The organism is Faecalibacterium sp. HTF-F, assembly GCF_023347535.1.
GTDB lineage: Bacteria > Bacillota > Clostridia > Oscillospirales > Ruminococcaceae > Faecalibacterium > Faecalibacterium wellingii.
Genome location: NZ_CP094473.1, coordinates 2,613,434 through 2,631,006, shown reverse-complemented (window position 1 = coordinate 2,631,006; position 17,573 = coordinate 2,613,434). Strand labels below are relative to the sequence as shown.

At 59.3% G+C, this 17,573-nt stretch carries 16 protein-coding genes and 1 tRNA gene; 14 read left to right on the top strand and 3 right to left on the bottom strand.

What is annotated here, in order from left to right:
- Positions 1 to 7: 7 nt before the first annotated feature.
- From sdaAB to MTP37_RS12380, 11 genes are all read left to right on the top strand, one after another.
- On the top strand, positions 8 to 676 hold the full coding sequence (gene sdaAB, locus MTP37_RS12430) for an L-serine ammonia-lyase, iron-sulfur-dependent subunit beta (protein WP_249237539.1): 669 nt from the start codon (positions 8 to 10) through the stop codon (positions 674 to 676).
- Positions 677 to 689: 13 nt separating this feature from the next.
- Entirely contained in the window at positions 690 to 1,571 is an 882-nt protein-coding gene (sdaAA, locus tag MTP37_RS12425) for an L-serine ammonia-lyase, iron-sulfur-dependent, subunit alpha (RefSeq protein WP_437443606.1), read from the top strand.
- Positions 1,572 to 1,802: 231 nt separating this feature from the next.
- A complete protein-coding gene (gene nagB / locus MTP37_RS12420; protein ID WP_249237538.1) occupies positions 1,803 to 2,531 on the top strand; it encodes a glucosamine-6-phosphate deaminase in 729 nt (242 codons plus the stop codon).
- A gap of 122 nt (positions 2,532 to 2,653) precedes the next feature.
- A complete protein-coding gene (locus MTP37_RS12415) occupies positions 2,654 to 4,411 on the top strand; it encodes a tyrosine-protein phosphatase (protein WP_249237537.1) in 1,758 nt (585 codons plus the stop codon).
- Between the two features lie 382 nt (positions 4,412 to 4,793).
- On the top strand, positions 4,794 to 6,368 hold the full coding sequence (gene rny / locus MTP37_RS12410; RefSeq protein WP_249237536.1) for a ribonuclease Y: 1,575 nt from the start codon (positions 4,794 to 4,796) through the stop codon (positions 6,366 to 6,368).
- A gap of 126 nt (positions 6,369 to 6,494) precedes the next feature.
- Positions 6,495 to 7,028, top strand: coding sequence for a hypothetical protein (locus MTP37_RS12405; RefSeq protein ID WP_249237535.1), 534 nt, complete (start codon positions 6,495 to 6,497; stop codon positions 7,026 to 7,028).
- Positions 7,029 to 7,459: 431 nt separating this feature from the next.
- Positions 7,460 to 9,157 (top strand): peptide ABC transporter substrate-binding protein, encoded by a 1,698-nt coding sequence (locus MTP37_RS12400; protein ID WP_249237534.1) that lies wholly within the window; start codon positions 7,460 to 7,462, stop codon positions 9,155 to 9,157.
- Between the two features lie 165 nt (positions 9,158 to 9,322).
- Positions 9,323 to 10,258, top strand: a complete 936-nt coding sequence (locus MTP37_RS12395) for an ABC transporter permease (protein ID WP_005936865.1) — start codon at positions 9,323 to 9,325, stop codon at positions 10,256 to 10,258.
- Position 10,259: 1 nt separating this feature from the next.
- On the top strand, positions 10,260 to 11,363 hold the full coding sequence (locus tag MTP37_RS12390) for an ABC transporter permease (RefSeq protein WP_097780984.1): 1,104 nt from the start codon (positions 10,260 to 10,262) through the stop codon (positions 11,361 to 11,363).
- Between the two features lie 13 nt (positions 11,364 to 11,376).
- Complete coding sequence (locus tag MTP37_RS12385; protein ID WP_154256391.1) at positions 11,377 to 12,474, top strand: ABC transporter ATP-binding protein; 1,098 nt, start codon at positions 11,377 to 11,379, stop codon at positions 12,472 to 12,474.
- On the top strand, positions 12,475 to 13,407 hold the full coding sequence (locus MTP37_RS12380; protein WP_249237533.1) for an ABC transporter ATP-binding protein: 933 nt from the start codon (positions 12,475 to 12,477) through the stop codon (positions 13,405 to 13,407).
- Between the two features lie 354 nt (positions 13,408 to 13,761).
- Here the strand turns inward: MTP37_RS12380 and MTP37_RS12375 are convergent, their stop codons facing one another.
- Positions 13,762 to 14,631, bottom strand: a complete 870-nt coding sequence (locus tag MTP37_RS12375; RefSeq protein WP_249237532.1) for a patatin family protein — start codon at positions 14,629 to 14,631, stop codon at positions 13,762 to 13,764.
- A 175-nt stretch (positions 14,632 to 14,806) separates the two neighbouring features.
- On the opposite strand from MTP37_RS12375, the gene MTP37_RS12370 reads away from it, so the two are divergent.
- Positions 14,807 to 15,004, top strand: coding sequence for a tyrosine-type recombinase/integrase (locus MTP37_RS12370; protein ID WP_330221218.1), 198 nt, complete (start codon positions 14,807 to 14,809; stop codon positions 15,002 to 15,004).
- Between the two features lie 56 nt (positions 15,005 to 15,060).
- Here MTP37_RS12370 and MTP37_RS12365 read toward each other — a convergent pair.
- Both MTP37_RS12365 and MTP37_RS12360 read right to left on the bottom strand, forming a co-directional pair.
- Positions 15,061 to 15,134 (bottom strand) — tRNA-Ile (locus tag MTP37_RS12365).
- A gap of 73 nt (positions 15,135 to 15,207) precedes the next feature.
- On the bottom strand, positions 15,208 to 15,627 hold the full coding sequence (locus MTP37_RS12360) for a hypothetical protein (protein WP_249237530.1): 420 nt from the start codon (positions 15,625 to 15,627) through the stop codon (positions 15,208 to 15,210).
- 123 nt (positions 15,628 to 15,750) lie between these two features.
- Here MTP37_RS12360 and MTP37_RS12355 point away from each other — a divergent pair, with 123 nt between their 5' ends.
- A complete protein-coding gene (locus MTP37_RS12355; protein WP_249237529.1) occupies positions 15,751 to 16,251 on the top strand; it encodes a conjugal transfer protein TraD in 501 nt (166 codons plus the stop codon).
- Entirely contained in the window at positions 16,248 to 17,540 is a 1,293-nt protein-coding gene (locus MTP37_RS12350; RefSeq protein WP_249237528.1) for a glycoside hydrolase family 10 protein, read from the top strand. The genes MTP37_RS12355 and MTP37_RS12350 overlap by 4 nt, the downstream gene beginning before the upstream one ends.
- Positions 17,541 to 17,573: the final 33 nt, after the last annotated feature.

Here is a 17,573-nt window from a genome sequence, read left to right as displayed (position 1 = left end):
ACACCCCATGGCATTTATCAGTGTTTTTGATGTTCTGGGCCCGAACATGATCGGCCCTTCCAGCTCCCACACCGCAGGCGCGGAGATCATTGCCTTTCTGGCCCAGAAGATGATCGCCCCGCCGCTGAAGCGGGCGGACTTTACCCTCTACGGTTCCTTTGCCAAGACCTACCACGGCCACGGCACCGACCGCGCCCTGCTGGGCGGCATCATGGGCTTTTCGGCCGATGATACCCGCATCCGGGATTCCTTTGCCATTGCCACCGACCGCGGCCTTGGCTACAGCTTCACCCCCAATGAGGCGGAGACCGATATCCACCCCAACACCGTGGATATCCGCATGGAGAATGCGGCCGGTCAGGTCATGACCGTGCGCGGTGAATCGCTGGGCGGCGGCAAGGTGCGCATCGTGCGGATCAACGGCGTGGAGGTGGACTTTACCGGCGAGTACAATGCCCTCATCGTGGTGCAGAAGGACAAGCCCGGCGTGGTGGCGCATATCTCAAAGATCCTCAGCGACCGCGGCGTGAATATCGCATTCATGCGCCTGTTCCGCGAGGGAAAGGGACATACGGCTTACACCATCGTGGAGTCGGATGAGCGCCTGCCCGAGGGTGTGGATCAGCTGCTGCTGGCAAACCCGAACATCAACGATGTAATGGTCGTGCAGCCGTAAGGAGGGACGAGCGATGAACATGGATTTCAAGTCCGCCAAGGAGCTGCTGGACCTGTGCGAGGAAAACCAACTGCCCATTTCGGAAGTGATGCGCCAGCGGGAATGCATTCTGGGCGAAGTACCCCGGGATGCTGTGGATCACCGCATGGCAAAGGCATGGGAGATCATGCGCGCTTCTGCCACCCAGCCGCTGAAAAAGCCCATCAAATCCATGGGCGGGCTCATTGGCGGCGAGGCCAAAAAGCTGGAAACACATTATAATAAGAAGAAAAACATCTGCGGCGATGTGCTGCAGAAGGCCATGACCTACGCCATGGCCGTGCTGGAAGTGAACGCTTCCATGGGCCTGATCGTGGCTGCACCCACCGCAGGCTCTGCAGGCGTGGTGCCGGGCATGATGCTGGCGCTGCAGGAGTGCTACCGCATCTCCGACCAGCGCATCGTGGATGCCCTGTTCAACGCCGGTGCCGTGGGCTATCTTGCCATGCGCAACGCCACCGTGGCCGGTGCCGTGGGCGGCTGTCAGGCCGAGGTGGGCATTGCGTCCGCAATGGCAGCTTCTGCCGCCGTGGAGCTGATGGGCGGCGACCCGCAGCAGTGTCTGGACGCGGCTTCCACCGTGCTGATGAACATGCTGGGCCTTGTGTGCGACCCCGTAGGCGGGCTGGTGGAGTACCCCTGCCAGAACCGCAACGCTGCCGGTGTGGCCAACGCCCTCATTGCAGCGGAACTGTCCCTGAGCGGCATCCGCCAGCTGATCCCCTTCGACCAGATGCTGGACGCCATGTACGCCGTGGGCAAGCGCCTGCCTGCCGAGCTGCGCGAGACCGCCCTTGGCGGCTGTGCCGCCACCCCCGCCGCCTGTGCCGCCTGCGGCCTGTGCAGCGGAAACTGATCTTTCAACATGCAGCGCCGCCGGTGTGGAAACGTCCGGCGGCGTTTTTGCACGTTCGTGACCGGAAATGCCGGCCCGAAGGGTGGAACTTTGCATCTTTTTGTGCAAACACGCCGAAAAGATGGCCGGGATGACTGGCGCTTGTCTGTGAAATGTGATAAACTAAACGCAGAAGTGCTCTGCGCAGCCCGTGCAGAGCGGAAAAAAAGATGATAAGTGAGGTCGTTTGTGATGAAGATCATTCGTGCAAAGGATTATGCGGATATGTCCCGCAAGGCAGCCAATATCATTTCGGCACAGGTCATTATGAAGCCCAACTGCGTGCTGGGTCTGGCGACCGGCGGCACCCCCGTGGGCGCGTATGCACAGCTGGTGGACTGGTACAACAAGGGCGACATCGATTTTTCTGAGGTGACCACCGTCAATCTGGACGAGTACCGCGGCCTGCCCAAGGAGCACCCGGAAAGCTACTGGAGCTTCATGCACAAGAATCTGTTCGATAAGGTGAACATCGACCCTGCAAAGATCAACCTGCCGGACGGCACCAACCCCGATGCAGAGGATGCCTGCGCAAAGTACAACCAGATCATCCACGCTGTGGGCGGCATCGACCTGCAGCTGCTGGGCATCGGCCACGACGGCCACATCGGCTTCAACGAGCCGGGCGAAGCCTTTGAGCTGGAGACCCACTGTGTGGACCTGACCGCCGAGACCATCGAGGCCAACAAGCGCTTCTTTGACGGCAATGTGAATCTGGTGCCCAAGCAGGCATATACCATGGGCATCAAGACCATCATGCAGGCACGCAAGGTGCTCATGGTGGCCAACGGCAAGGGCAAGGCCGAGATCATCAAGAAGGCATTCTTTGGCCCCGTCACTCCGGAGGTGCCCGCAAGCATCCTGCAGATGCATCCGGACTTTACGCTGGTGGGCGATGAGGAAGCTCTGAGCCTGATCTGATCGTTCCGCGCTCTGACTGCCGCACGGTGCAATGCCGTGCGGCAGTTTTTTGCTGCCAACGGCTTTACAATCGCGTAAAAAGGCGGTATTCTTTATACGATACTTTTCTCAGGGAGGAAACCATGGATATCCGCCAGCTGCACTACTTTCTGGTATTGTGCGATGAAATGAATTACAGCCGCGCGGCACAGCGGCTGTTTTTGTCACGGCAGGCACTGCGGCAGAGCATCTCTGCGCTGGAAGCCGAGCTGTGCGGGCCGCTGTTCCTCAGCGCCCACCACAAGCTTACCCTTACCGACCGCGGCATGAGCCTGCAGCGCCATGCCGCGCCGGTGGTGGAGCAGTTCCAGCAGATGCAGGCATCCCTGCGGGCCGAGATCCAGTCGGCACAGCCGGTGCGCATCGGCATCAGCGTGTCGCTGGTGCCGGACTACCTGCCCGGGCTGGAGACCCAGCTGGACAAGTTCCGCCAGCAGTACCCCCATGTGGAGATGCGCTTCCGCATGATGGACAACGATGCGGTGGCGGACGATGTGGAGCAGGGGGAGCTGGACGCAGGTCTGGTCATCGATCTGGGCTGCGCTGCGCCGGTGCTGGCCCGCACCACCCTGCGGGCAGACCCTGCCTGCCTGCTGGTGCCCCGGGGGCACGCGTTCTGGGATAAGGAGAGCATCCCGCTGACAGAGCTGCGGGGTCAGCGGGTGCTGCTGCCCAGCCTGCGGCAGGATCTGTTCAGCCCGCTGTGGTCGGCCTGCGCCCGGGCGGGCTTTGCGCCGAATGCGGAGATCGGCCCCAGCTTCTATCAGGCCTATTACCTTGTGCAGGAGCAGCTGTGCACCTGTCTGACCCGCTACGAGCCGGGTGCCCGGCGAGAGCTGGACCGCGTGCGGGATGTGCTGCTGGAAGACCTGCCCCCGCTGTGCGTCTCTCTGGTGCAGCGGCGGGATCATTCCTCTGCCTACATCGACCTGCTGCGCGGCTACCTGATGGAGATGCTGGGTGGTTCGGCCAGCCTGCCGCCCCGCCGCGGACGGCCCGCAAAGCCGTTCTACAACTTCCCGGTGCTGTCCAGCGCTGCGGCAAAGGCTGCACCGGCCCACCCGGTGCCCGGCACCCAGCTGGACTTTGCCGGCGGCACCAACTTCCGGGAGCTGGGCGGCTATGAAGCCGACGAGGGCAAGCATGTGAAGTGGGGCCAGATCTGGCGCGGCATCCCTACCTGCAAGCTCACCGGGGAGGCCGACCGCGCGAAGCTGGATGCGCTGGGCCTGCGGCTGATCCTTGACCTGCGCAGCGTCGAAGAGGCAAAAAAAGAACCGGACTATGTGCCGGACGGCGCAAGACTTGTGCAGATCTGCGGCCTGTGCGCAGAAGACGGGCACGAGATCGCCTTTGCCCCCGGCGACATCGACAGGCTGATGGCTTCGGCTCCGGAAGGGTACAATGTGCCGCGGGTAATGTACCGCCGGATGCTGACCGGCAACAAGGCGTTCAAGGAGCTGTTCCGCGCACTGGAAGCGGGTGAGACCCCCATCCTGTTCCACTGCTCGGCAGGAAAGGACCGCACCGGCGTGGCGGCCATGCTCATCCTGCTGGCACTGGGCGCGTCCGATGAGACCATTTGTGCCGATTACGCGCAGACCAATGTCTGCCGCAGGGCAGAGATCGAAGCTGTGATGCAGGAGCATGCCGATGAGATCGCGGCAGACCCATCCTGCAGAAATCATTACTACAGGATGGCGGGCGTCAGCCCGGAAGCAGCCCCCTTTGTGCTGGATACGATCCGCAGCCAGTTTGGCAGCGCGGAGAACTATCTGGAGGCAGAGTACGGCCTGACCCCGGCGCGCCTGATGCGCCTGCGCAGGATGTATCTGGAATAAAATAGAACAGGGACGGTGCTCCGCAGCGGATGCCGCCCTGTTTTTTTGCATAAAATGATGCTGCAGGAGGCCTTTCTCCCTTGACAATCGCACGATTGTTTCGTAATATAAATAGTAGTATGGAATAAAAGACGCTGTGTGCAGGTCGTTCCCGTGACCCGTGTCCCTTACAGGCAGAGCCTGCCTGTTTTTATATAAGATAGAACCGTAGATAGAAAAGCTTGCAGCCTGTCCGTGCGGCATTTGCCGTGCGTGTGGTCTTGTTGCCACTTTTTGCATTGAAAGCTCACTTATAAAAAATGTTTGCAGCCTACACCTGCCCTACAGCGTCTCCTGCTTATGATTCAGAATTTTGAATTTTAACAAAGGAGAGTGAAATGCGATGTCCACGATCATCTGGATCGTGATCTTGATCGTCGCGCTTGCTGCGGGCATCGGTGCAGGCTATTTTATTGGTTACAACAACCGTAAAAAGACCGCTGAAGCCCAGATCGGCAGCGCGGAAGCCGAGGCCACCCGTCTGGTGAACGAAGCGATCAAGACCGCAGAACAGAAGCGCAAGGAAGCGGTTCTGGAAGCAAAGGACGAGGCCTTCAAGCTGAAGGCCGAGGTGGATGCCCAGAAGGCAGAAGCCGATAAGGAGATCAAGCAGCGCCGTGCGGAGATCAGCCGTCAGGAGAACCGCATCGACCAGAAGGAGACCGCCCTTGACCGCAAGACCGAGGCGCTGGAACGCAAGGAAGAAGAGCTGAAAAAGCGTTCCGCTGAGGCCGAAGAGCGTCTGGCGGAGATCGACGCCCTGCGTGCCAAGGAGATGGAGCGGCTGGAAACGCTGGCCGGTCTGAGCCAGGAGGATGCCCGCGAAGTGCTGCTGCACAAGGTGGACGAGGAGCTGACCCATGAAAAGGCAGTGCGCGTTGCCGCCTATGAGACCGACCTGAAGGAGAACTGCGACAATATTGCACGCAATCTGATCGGTCAGGCCGTCAGCCGCTGCGCTGCCGACCACTGCAGCGAGACCACCGTCAGCGTGGTGCCGCTGCCCAGCGACGAAATGAAGGGCCGCATCATCGGCCGCGAGGGCCGCAACATCCGTGCGCTGGAAACGGCTACCGGTGTGGACCTGATCATCGACGATACCCCGGAGGCCATCACCCTGTCCTCCTTCGACCAGACCCGCCGCGAGGTCGCCCGCATGACGCTGGAACGACTGATCGGCGATGGCCGCATCCACCCCGCCCGCATCGAGGAGACGGTGGAAAAGTGCCGCCACGATCTGGAGCTGCAGATGAAGCGCGAGGGCGAGCGTGCCGTGATGGAGCTGGGCATCCATGGCCTGCACCCCGACCTCATCAAGCTGATCGGCCGACTGAAGTACCGCACCAGCTTTGGCCAGAACGCCCTGACCCACAGCATGGAGGTGGCATGGGTGGCCGGTCTGCTGGCAGGCGAAATGGGTGTGAACGTGACCATGGCACGCCGTGCCGGTCTGCTGCATGATATCGGCAAGGCACTGGACCACGAAATCGAGGGCAGCCATGTGCAGATCGGTGTGGATATCTGCCGCAAGTACAAGGAAAATACCCAGATCATCCATGCCATTGAGGCCCACCACGGCGACGTGGAGCCCAAGACCCCGCTGGCCTTCATCATTCAGGCTGCCGACGCCATCAGCGCTGCACGCCCGGGTGCCCGCCGCGAGAATGTGGAAAGCTACGTCAAGCGTCTGGAAAATCTGGAGGAGATCTCTTCCAGCTTTGAGGGCGTGGAGCAGGCTTTTGCCGTGCAGGCAGGCCGCGAAGTGCGCATCATGGTAAAGCCTGACGTCATCAGTGACGATCAGGTGATCCTGCTGGCACGCTCCATTGCCAAGAAGATCGAGGATACGCTGGATTACCCCGGCCAGATCAAGGTCAACGTCATCCGCGAGAGCCGCGCTGTGGAATACGCAAAATAAAGATTTGGGATCAGAGGGCCGCTGTACGATTGGGTGCAGCGGCCCTTTTTGCTGCGGAAAGCACTTGCGATCCGGCTGCAAAAAGGGTATCATGGAGAAAAACAGCTCGAAAGGGGAGACCACCGCATGAAACACACAAGGATGATCCTGACGGCACTGATGGCGGCGGCACTGGCGCTGGCTGTGCTGGCCGGGTGCAGCAGCGTGCTGGCCGGTACGGTGCACGAGGATACGGAACAGGCTGCGGCCCTGATGAAGGAGATCGACACCGGTCTTGCCTACAGCACAGAGCTGGAAGCTGCGGCCAGCCGTCTGGCAGAATGGCTGGTGGAAGAACCCGGACAGCTGGGCACCCAGTCCGGGCTGCTTGCCCGCAAGGTGGAGCTGACAGCGGACTCCGGCAACATGACGGATACGAACCTGAATGATTTTATCGATCATTCCAGCATATCCTCCAACATCTGGGTCAATATCCCCAGCAGCGTGACCATCGGTCTTGTGCTGGATAACCAGAGCCGGGCCTTTACCGGCTACCTGTATGCACCGGCTGCCGGTCAGGCTGCCCGGAGCCTGAGCCGCTGCGCGGCAGGCTGCAGCCGGATGGGCGCCGTGTTCATCCAGTACGGCGGCGAGACCTATGTGGTGGCGCTGTTTGCCTAAAAACCGAAAAAACGGTGTTTCCCTGCTGAGAACGGTGCGTTTTCAGCAGGGATTTTTTGTGTCTGGTATGTGCACAAAAAAACAGGTTGAAAGTACGACTTATGCACGAAAAATGAAAATACGCAGGTGAAATCTCTTCATCTGTTTTCCCGAAAAACACAAAAAACTCATGTTTTCATGAAACTGTATTTTCTAGAAATACACAACATCTTCAAATCTGCACAAAAATAAAAACATATTTTTCACTGACCATTGGTCAAAGCACAGAAAAACAGCCGGAAGCCTTTCTTTTTTAGGCGGAACAGCGTATAATGCGGATATCGCACAAAGGTGTGCAGCGCTCCGGAGGAGGAGCAAAAAACCTTTGTGCATTTTTCACCATTCAATGCTTTACCTCAATAAAGCATTGAGGTAAGAGAGAGGGAAAAAATATGAAATTCGATCGTCGTATTTCTCGCCGCAGCTTCCTGGCTGCTGCAGGCGTATCGGCTGCTGCACTGGCTCTGACTGCCTGCGGCGGCTCTTCCAGCACCGCTGCTTCCGGCTCCACCGCTGCTTCTGGTGCAGCCGCCTCTGCTGAGGGCGGTGTGCTGAACGTCATGCTGGAGACCGAAGTCCAGTCTCTGGACCCCCAGCTGGCTACCGACGGCACCTCCTTTGAGGTCATCGCCAACTACACCGACGGCCTGATGCAGATGGATGCGAACGGTGCAGCCGTGGAGGCTCTGGCAGAGAGCTATGAGCTGAGCGAGGACGGCAAGACCTACACCTTCCACCTGAAGGATGCAAAGTGGTCCAATGGCGATGCCGTTACCGCAGCCGACTTCGTGTTTGGCTGGCAGCGTGCTGTTGACCCCGCAAACGCATCCGAGTATGCCTACATGCTGAGCGATATCGGTCAGGTGGTCAACGCCGCCGACATCATTGCAGGCAGCAAGCCCGTCACCGATCTGGGCGTCACCGCAGTGGACGACAAGACCCTGAAGGTGGAGCTGAACGTTCCGGTCAGCTACTTCCTGAGCCTGATGTACTTCCCCACCTTCTACCCCATGAACCAGAAGTTCTTTGAGAGCTGCGGCGATACCTACGGCACCAGCGCAGACACCGTGCTGTCCAACGGTGCATTCGTGCTGACCAGCTATGAGCCGGCCGCCACCGCTTTTGAGCTGGTGAAGAACGCCGACTACTACGATGCTGACCGCATTGCTCTGGACGGCCTGAACTATCAGGTCATCAAGGACAGCCAGCAGGCTCTGATGAGCTATCAGAACGGCGATCTGGATATCACCCTGCTGAATGGTGAGCAGGTCGAGCAGGTCAAGGAAGACCCCGAGTTCACCAGCGTGGGCGCCGGCTACCTGTGGTACATCAGCCCCAACATGGACGCTGTGCCGGAGCTGGCAAACCTGAACCTGCGCCGTGCCATCACCTTTGCACTGGATCGTGATTCCATCACCAATGACGTGCTGAAGGACGGCTCTTCTCCCGCCTACACCGCAGTGCCCGCACAGTTCGCCACCGGCCCGGATGGCAGCGATTTCAGCGCCGACCAGACCAAGTTTGCAGAGTTCTGCGCATACGATCCCGACAAGGCTGCAGAGTACTACGAGCAGGCCAAGGCTGAGCTGGGCAAGGATTCCTTCTCCTTCACCATGGTCGTCGATGCCGACGATGCTCCTCAGAAGGTCGCTCAGGTCGTTCAGGAGCAGCTGCAGACCACTCTGCCCGGCTTCACTCTGGAGCTGAAGGTAGAGCCCAAGAAGCAGCGCGTGCAGGATATGCAGGACGGCAACTTTGAGATCGGCCTGACCCGCTGGGGCCCCGACTACGCCGATCCCATGACCTATCTGGGCATGTGGGTCACCGGCAACTCCAACAACTACGGTCTGTGGAGCGACGCTGACTACGATGCCATCATCGCAGAGTGCACCACCGGTGATCTGTGCACCGATCCCGAGGGCCGCTGGGAAGCCATGTATGACGCTGAGTCCATCGTGCTGGAGCAGGCCGCCATCTTCCCGCTGTATGGTCAGTGCAACGCCGAGATGATCTCTTCTGCCGTGACCGGCGTGGACTTCCACCCGGTTGCTCTGAACCGCGTCTACAAGGACGCAAAGAAGAGCGTCTGATCCTGATCGAGAACTGAAATGCCGCACAGTGGCAGCGTGATTGCCGCTGTGCGACTTTTTGGCTTTTGCACTGTCCGCGTGCGGCGCACGGCTGACTGCGGCAGGCGGGAGCAGTTCTGCCCCGTGCGGGGCGGAGAAGAGAAACTTTAAGGGGGTCTACCCAACGTGAAAAAATACACGCTCAAGCGTATCATCACTTCGTTGTTTACGCTGCTGGCCATCCTGCTGGTGTTGTTCATCCTCATGCAGCTGATGCCCGGTTCGCCCTTCAACGATGAAAAGCTGACGCCGGAAATGCGCGCATCCCTGTACGCAAAGTACGGTCTGGATCAGCCCATCTATGTACAGTTCTTCCGCTATGTGACCAACATGCTGCGCGGTGACTTCGGCGTCAGCTACAATATCTCCAAGAACACGCCCATCTCCCAGCTGATCCAGTCCCGTCTGCCCATTTCCATCCGTGTGGGCGGCATGGCTGTCACACTGGGTGCCATTGTGGGCCTTGTGCTCGGCATCATTGCAGCCCTCAAGCGGGACACCATCTTCGACACTCTGGCCACCATCATCTCGGTCATCGGCGTGTCGGTGCCGTCTTACGTGATCGCACTGGCCCTGAGCTATACCTTTGGCTTCAAGCTCAAGTGGTTCCCCATGCTGTTCTCCGCCAAGGATGTGTTCGGCTCCAGTGTGCTGCCCAGCATCTCGCTGTCCATGTTCACCATGGCTTCCATTGCCCGCTTTACCCGCAGTGAAATGATCGAAGTTCTGGACTCCGATTATATGCTGCTGGCCGAGAGCAAGGGCATTTCCGGCCCGGCGCTGATCTTCCGCCACGCGCTGCGCAACGCGCTGATCCCCATTATCACCGTGCTGGCCCCGCTGATCGTGGACCTGATGACCGGCTCGCTGGTGGTGGAGAAGATCTTCGCCATTCCCGGTGTGGGCAGCCTGCTGGTGACGGCCATCCAGTCCAACGACTACAATGTGGTCATCAGCCTGAGCTTCATCTACAGCGCCATGTACATTGGCATCATGCTGGTCGTTGACCTGCTGTACGGCATCATCGACCCGCGCATCCGCTTGGCAAAGGGGGACGACTGATATGGCAGAAAAAGCGATTCACCTGGGCGGTGAAGCCACGGCTGATGCCATCGTCAGCGCAGTGGATACCATGTATTCCGAGCATACCTTCAACGAGAAGGACTTTGCGCTCAAGCATAACGACGCAGAGATCGCAATGGACTCGAACTTTGCCGCACAGAGCTTCTGGAAGGATGTGCGGGTGCGCTTCTTCCGCAAAAAGAGCGCGGTGCTCGGCCTGATCCTCGTTGTCTTTATCGTGCTGCTGGCGGCATTTGGCCCCGGCATGAACGAGTATACCTACTCCGGTCAGGAGCTGAGCCAGAAAAACTTTGCGCCCCGCGTGCAGGTGCTGGAAAACTTCGGCATCTTCAACGGTGACGAGAAAATGAGCACCACCACCGGTTCCAAGACGGTCAATGCCTATGTGGAAAAGGGCAAGGAGGATGTCTACTACTGGTTCGGCAGCGACACCTATGGCCGCGATATCTGGACCCGTACCTGGGAGGGTGCCCGCGTGTCCCTGATCATCGCGGTTGCCGCTGCCATCATCGATATGGTCATCGGCATGAGCTACGGCCTGATCTCCGGCTACTTTGGCGGCAAAGTGGATATGATGATGCAGCGTTTTCTGGAAGTTGCCAACGGCATCCCCCGTCTGGTGATCGTCACGCTGCTTCTGCTGGTGCTCAAGCCCGGCATGATCACCATTATCTTTGCCCTGATGCTCACCGAGTGGGTGGGCATGAGCCGCATTGCCCGCGCTGAGATGCTCAAGCTGAAGGATCAGGAGTTCGTGCTGGCTTCCCGCACGCTGGGCGCAGGCAGCTTCTTTATCATCTTCAAGGAAGTGCTGCCCAACATCATCGGACCCATCATCACGCAGGTCATGTTCAGTATCCCCACCGCAATTTTCACCGAGGCATTCCTGTCCTTTGTGGGTCTGGGCATCCCGGTGCCGCAGTGCTCGCTGGGTTCTCTGATCAGCGAGCTGTACAACAGCTTTACCACCCATCCTTATCAGATCATCCCGCCGATGGTGGTCATGAGTCTGCTGATGATGAGCTTCAACCTCGTGGCCGACGGCCTGCGCGAGGCTCTGGACCCCAAGATGAAGAGTATGTAAGGAGGAACACCCCATGCCTGAAAAGAAAAAAGAACAGGTCTTGTCGGTGCGAGACCTTGATATCACCTTTAAGACCACCGCAGGCCCGGTGCACGCCATCCGCGGCGTGAACATCGACCTGTACAAGGGTGAAACGGTGGCGCTGGTGGGCGAATCCGGCTCCGGCAAGTCCGTCACCATGAAGGCCGCCATGGGCATTCTGGCACAGAACGCCATTGTGAACAGCGGCTCCATCCAGTTCAGCTACCATCACGCCGACGGCAGCCCCGAGACGGTGGACCTGCTGCAGAAGGACAAAAAGTGGATCCGCCGCCACATCAACGGCAAGCGCATCGCCATGGTGTTTCAGGACCCCATGACCAGCCTTGACCCCACCATGCCCATCGGCAAGCAGATCATGGAGGGCATGCTGTGGCACTACAAGATGCCCAAGGATGCCGCCTACAAAAAGGCTGTGCAGCTGCTGGAAGAGGTGGGCATCACCGATGCCGAAAAGCGCATGAAGAGCTACCCGCACCAGCTGTCCGGCGGTATGCGCCAGCGCGTGGTCATTGCCATTGCACTGGCCTGCGACCCCGATCTGCTGATCTGTGACGAGCCCACCACGGCACTGGATGTGACCATTCAGGCCAAAATTCTGGAGCTGATCCGCAGCATCCAGCGTGAGCGCGGCATCTCGGTCATTTACATCACCCACGATCTGGGCGTTGTGGCAAAGGTGGCCGATTATGTGGACGTGATGTACGCGGGCAAGATCGTAGAGACCGGCACCATCGACGAGATCTTCTACGAGCCGCGCCACCCCTACACATGGGGTCTGCTTTCCGCCATGCCCGATCTGGACACCGCAGACGACCGTCTGTACACCATTCCGGGTTCGCCGCCGAACCTGCTGCATGAGAAGCAGGGCGATGCCTTTGCGCCGCGCAACCATTATGCCCTGAACATCGACGACGAAGTGGACCCGCCCATGTTCAAGATCAGCGACACCCACTATGCAGCTACATGGCTGCTGGACCCCCGCGCACCCAAGGTGGACATGCCGCCTGAGCTTGCTCAGCGCATCGCCCGCATGCGTGCCGAGGCAGAAAAGATCAAGGAGGCGGAATAAATGGCAGGACAGAATGCTGCTCCGCTGCTGAAGGTCGAGGGCCTGAAGCAGTATTTCCGCGTGAGCAAGAGCTATACCGTCAAGGCTGTGGACAATGTCAGCTTTGAGATCTATCCCGGCGAGACCTATGGTCTGGTGGGCGAGTCCGGTTCCGGCAAGTCCACCATCGGCCGCAGCGTCATCCGCCTGTATGACCCCACTGCCGGCAAGATCACCTTTGAGGGGCAGGATATCAGCGGCAGGCTGAACCACAGCCAGAACAACACCCTGCGCACCCAGATGCAGATGATCTTTCAGGACCCCATGGCGTCCCTGAACCCCCGCAAAAAGGTGGAGGATATCATCGGCGAGGGTCTGGACATCCACCACATGTACAAGACCCGCGAAGAGCGCCGCGAAAAGGTGGAGAAAATTCTGGCCAAGGTGGGCCTTGCGCCTGAACATGCTGAGCGCTATCCCCACCAGTTCTCCGGCGGCCAGCGCCAGCGCGTGGGCATTGCCCGTGCCCTCATCATGAACCCCAAGCTCATCATCGCAGATGAGTGCATCTCGGCGCTGGATGTGTCCATTCAGGCACAGGTGGTCAACCTGATGAAGGATATCCAGCAGGAGACCGGCACGGCCTACCTGTTCATCGCGCATGACCTTTCCATGGTCAAGTACATTTCGGACCGCATCGGCGTGCTGCATCTGGGTCACCTGCTGGAGACGGGTACCACTGAAGAAATCTTCGAGAACCCCATCCATCCCTACACCCGCAGCCTGCTGTCGGCCATCCCGCTGCCGAACCCGGTGGTGGAAAAACGCCGCGTGGCTGAGACCTACGACTACGCATCTTCCGGCATCGACTACAATAAGGGCACCGATCACCTTGTGAGCGGCAGCCACTATGTCAAGTGCACCGACGAAGAGTTTGCCAAGTGGTGCAGATAAGAACAAAATGAGAAAGGCATCTGCGGCGCTGTTTCGTTGACCGAAACCGCTGCAGATGCCTTTTGTTTGTCATGAACTGCATCCGACACTTTTTGACATTCCTACTGAAACGCCCCTTTTCCATTTTTACCCTGCCCGGCGGACACGTTTCCGCTGCGGCGGGCCGACTGATGTTTCCTATCCTCTGCTGCGGACCCCCTCTATCTGTCCGCAGCAGAACAACAAAATGCAAAAAAGCCCAGAGCGATACCGCTCCAGGTTCCTTTGTCTGTATGTACATATCATATTATAATGTCCGGGGCGGATATTATGTCCGGGGCGGATATTGTCAAGAGAAGTGAACGGGTTTCATCTCTAGGTGCCCACCGATTCATCTTGTTTGGTGTTTTGCATCCACCACACCAGCGCTTCGGCGTCCTGTTTGCCTTTGGCGTACATTTTTTCAAGGCCGGCGCGGTTCTTGGTCAGGGTGGACATTCCCTCGGTGCTGTCCGGGGCGATGATGCAGACAAGGCCCTGTCGCTCCAGCTCCCGCGCCCGCTGGACAGCCGTGTTGTACCGCCATGCCCGGCGGCGCAGCCCCTCGGCTGCAGCGGGGTAATGCGACTGCAGCAGGTGTGCCAGATGCTCGTCCCGGGCATTACTACTCACCAGCCCGATGGGCTTGGTCAGGATGAGAGCCACCCGGTCGCAGCCGTGGGCAAAGGCCCATTCCAGCGGGACGGGGTCGGCCAGGCCGCCATCAAAATAAGGCACGCCGTCGATGACGCAGGGCTGGTCGATGACCGGGATGCAGCAGGACGCCATGAGGATGCGGTAGTCGTCCGGGTGGAGGTCTGCCTTGGTGAAATACTGCGCCTCGCCGTTCTGTGCATTAGCGGCCACCACGTAGAGCTCTGCCGGGCTGCGGGCAAGCGCCGCGTAATCCAGCGGATTCTCGCCGCCTGCATTGCTGAGGGTGCCGTAGACATAGCCCAGATCGAGATAGGAGTGCTTGCGGATGAGGTTGTGCACGCTCATGTACTCCCTGCGGAAGGAGTATTCATCGTAAAAGGGCTTGTTCCGCCCATGCTGGCCTGCCAGATAGGACGTCATATTGGCGCTGCCCGCCGAAACGCCGATGCAGAGATCGAAGCGGAGGTCCTCCTCCAGGCAGCGGTCCAGCACGCCAGCGCCGTAAATGCCCCGCAGGCCGCCACCCACATCGATGACACCGTATTTCATGGTCTGTTCCTCCATCGTTTAATTCCATTTCCCTCCCAGTATAACGGGACGGCGGGAAATACTCATTGAGCAAACGGCGGGATCTGATGCAATTTGCGGCAGAAAGCAGGATCTGCCGCAATGGGGGCAAACAAAAATGGCCAGCGTATCATGTGCTCTGTGATATGTACCCCTAATCGAGAAAATCCATCCGCATATGTTCCGGCACACCTTCGTGAGCATCCTGCTGTCCAATCCCAATATCGGTGTGGCAACGGTGGCCGCAGAAGCCGGACACGCACAGCCCAGTACGACCCTTGCAATTTACACGCAGGTTTATGACACGCGGCGCAAAGAGATTCGCAAACAGATGAGCAAAGAATTGTACAAGTAAAGCGCCTATTCATGCAAAAAGAAAAGCACGAGAGCAAAATCTCGTGCTTTTTTCTATGGGCCAGCCAGGACTTGAACCCGGGACCAAGCGGTTATGAGCCGCCAGCTCTGACCAACTGAGCTACTAGCCCGCATATTCTGCGCTGCGGCGTATACCAGTATACCAAATTCAGCGCAAAATGAAAAGCGTTTTGCCGCAAAAGTTTATTTTGTGCGGTGGGCTGCCAGCTTTTGCTGCATGAATTTGTCCAGCATCTCCTGCGGGAACAGCGGCTCCTTGTAGCCAAAGGCCTCGCGAATGAAGATCAGGGTCACAACAGTCTGACGGCCCGGGTCCAGCCGCAGGGAGTACAGGGTATCCAGCGGCTGCTGGGTGGGCTGGTGCAATGTCAGGTGCAAAAGGAACCCTCCGTCCTTTTCCCGGCGGCACTCATACAAAAACTCGTCCGTGTCCGGGTGCTCGTCCAGACGGTCAAAGCATTCGTCAAGGGGCAGGTCGGTGCGGAACTCCGACAGACCGGAGGGCCCATACTGGCTGCGGCGGCCGTTCTCGCGCCGGGAGAGCAGAAAAACGATCACGCCCAGCACGGCGGCAAGCAGGACGATGGAAACAGCAGTGTTCATGAAGATCCTCCCAAAGAGTTTTTCTTATTGTAACACAACTCGCATCCATTTGTGCTATAATATTTTTAATTCTTTGAAAATTTTGTCAGGAGCCTGCACTCTGCTGCGGGCGGGAGGAACGCAATGAAGCTCAAATTCACACGCAAGACCTGGTACTTTTTCCTGCTGGCGGCAGCGGCAGTGTCCATGCTGGGCGGCTTTGCCGTGCTGAGCGGCATGGATTTTTCGGGGCTGGAACTGATCGTGTTCTGCATCACCGGTATCGCAGTACTGTTCCTGGCGGCGCAGAAAGGGGCACCGGCCAAGGATAAGCGCAATTACACGCTGGTGTTCGTGCTGCTGATGCTCAGCAAGCTGGCGGCAGGCGGCTGGGCGGGCGACCTGTGCTCGGCGCTGGTGTGGCCCGGCCTCCTTGCCATTGAGTACAGCCACGGAAAGCCCATCCAGCGCCCGCTGCAGCTGGTATGCATTTCGGAGGCGCTGCGGCTTTTGTTCTGGCTGCTGACCCGCTATGCGGGCATGAGCGGCCTTGCCTTCTGGACGAACATCATGTTCGTGCTGCTGGCCTGTGCCCGGGGCTGGGCGGCGCTGACCCTGTATAAGACTCAGGAGGAGACCCTGTGACCCAGCGGCGCAGGTCGAAAAAAACGGAAGTGGAGCCGCGCCGCTTTGGTCGGCGCAGCTTTTTGCTGGGGGCCGGTGCCGCCGCCTGCGTGGGCGCGGGGCTGTGTCTGCGCCGCAAAGAGCTTTCCGAACAGGATAAAACAGGAAAACAACAACAAAACGTTAACAACCCGGCCCTGCCTGCAGGCGAGTGGCGGGCTGTGTGGATCAGCTATCTGGAATGGGCGCTGCTGGATTTCTCCACGGCAGACACCTTCCGCGCCGGGTGCGCACAGATGCTGGACGATTGTGCGGGCCTTGGGCTGAACACGGTGCTGGCGCAGGTGCGGCCCTTCGGGGACGCGTTGTACCGCAGCAGTCTGTTCCCATGGAGCCACCTGTGCACCGGGGTGCAGGGGGCAGACCCCGGCTTTGACCCGCTGGACATCCTCCTGCAGGAGGCCCACGGGCGGGGACTCTCGGTGGAAGCATGGCTGAATCCCTACCGGCTGCGGTCCTCTGCCGCCATGCCGCCCAGCCTTGCGGAGAATAACCTTGCCAACACCCATCCGGAGTGGGTGTGTGCGGTGGGCGACGGGCTGTACCTGAACCCGGCAGAGCCTGCCGCTGCGGATTATGTGGTGCAGGGCGTGGCGGAACTTTTGCAGAACTATGCGGTGGATGGCATCCACTTTGACGATTACTTTTACCCCACCACCGAGGAAAGCATCGACGCGGTGCAGTTTGCGGCCAGCGGTGCGGTGGACCTTGCCGCGTGGCGGCAGCAGAATGTGACTGCACTGGTAAAGGCGGTGCACGACACGGTAAAAGCCGCAGACCCGACTTTGCGGTTCGGCATCAGTCCGCAGGGTAATCCGGACAACGATCTCAACAGCCAGTACAGCGCTGTGACCGCGTGGCTGGCCGCAGGCGGCGAAGAGCAGGTGGTGGACTACCTCTGTCCGCAGGTCTACTGGGGCTATGGCTACACGTTGCAGAGCGGCAGCACCCGCTTTGCCTTTGAGAACATCGTACCCGCGTGGCTGGCGTACCCGCGCGCAGAGGGCGTGGCGCTCTATTTTGGCTTGGGTGCGTACCGTATCGGCGTGGGTGACGGCGGCGCGAACCCGGACAGCGTGAGCGGCTGGAGCACCGGCGATGCGCTGGCCCGGCAGGTGCAGGACCTGCGCGGTCAGAACGCGAGCGGCTGGGCGCTGTACCGGTATGGCAGTCTGTTCGGTGCGGGCGCACCGGAGCAGGCCACTGCCGAATGCGCTGCGCTGCGGGCGCTGACCGGCAAAGAAGGGTAAAATCGGGCGGCAAACCGCACAAAACAAAGCCGT

Excerpts from the sequence above, each read along its gene's own strand:
- rny (WP_249237536.1), top strand. The coding sequence starts at position 4,794 with ATGTCCACGATCATCTGGATCGTGATCTTGATCGTCGCGCTTGCTGCG.
- MTP37_RS12400 (WP_249237534.1), top strand. The coding sequence starts at position 7,460 with ATGAAATTCGATCGTCGTATTTCTCGCCGCAGCTTCCTGGCTGCTGCA.
- MTP37_RS12375 (WP_249237532.1), bottom strand. The coding sequence starts at position 14,631 with ATGAAATACGGTGTCATCGATGTGGGTGGCGGCCTGCGGGGCATTTAC.
- sdaAB (WP_249237539.1), top strand. The coding sequence starts at position 8 with ATGGCATTTATCAGTGTTTTTGATGTTCTGGGCCCGAACATGATCGGC.
- MTP37_RS12360 (WP_249237530.1), bottom strand. The coding sequence starts at position 15,627 with ATGAACACTGCTGTTTCCATCGTCCTGCTTGCCGCCGTGCTGGGCGTG.
- MTP37_RS12390 (WP_097780984.1), top strand. The coding sequence starts at position 10,260 with ATGGCAGAAAAAGCGATTCACCTGGGCGGTGAAGCCACGGCTGATGCC.
- MTP37_RS12355 (WP_249237529.1), top strand. The coding sequence starts at position 15,751 with ATGAAGCTCAAATTCACACGCAAGACCTGGTACTTTTTCCTGCTGGCG.
- sdaAA (WP_437443606.1), top strand. The coding sequence starts at position 690 with ATGAACATGGATTTCAAGTCCGCCAAGGAGCTGCTGGACCTGTGCGAG.
- nagB (WP_249237538.1), top strand. The coding sequence starts at position 1,803 with ATGAAGATCATTCGTGCAAAGGATTATGCGGATATGTCCCGCAAGGCA.
- MTP37_RS12405 (WP_249237535.1), top strand. The coding sequence starts at position 6,495 with ATGAAACACACAAGGATGATCCTGACGGCACTGATGGCGGCGGCACTG.
- MTP37_RS12385 (WP_154256391.1), top strand. The coding sequence starts at position 11,377 with ATGCCTGAAAAGAAAAAAGAACAGGTCTTGTCGGTGCGAGACCTTGAT.
- MTP37_RS12415 (WP_249237537.1), top strand. The coding sequence starts at position 2,654 with ATGGATATCCGCCAGCTGCACTACTTTCTGGTATTGTGCGATGAAATG.
- MTP37_RS12380 (WP_249237533.1), top strand. The coding sequence starts at position 12,475 with ATGGCAGGACAGAATGCTGCTCCGCTGCTGAAGGTCGAGGGCCTGAAG.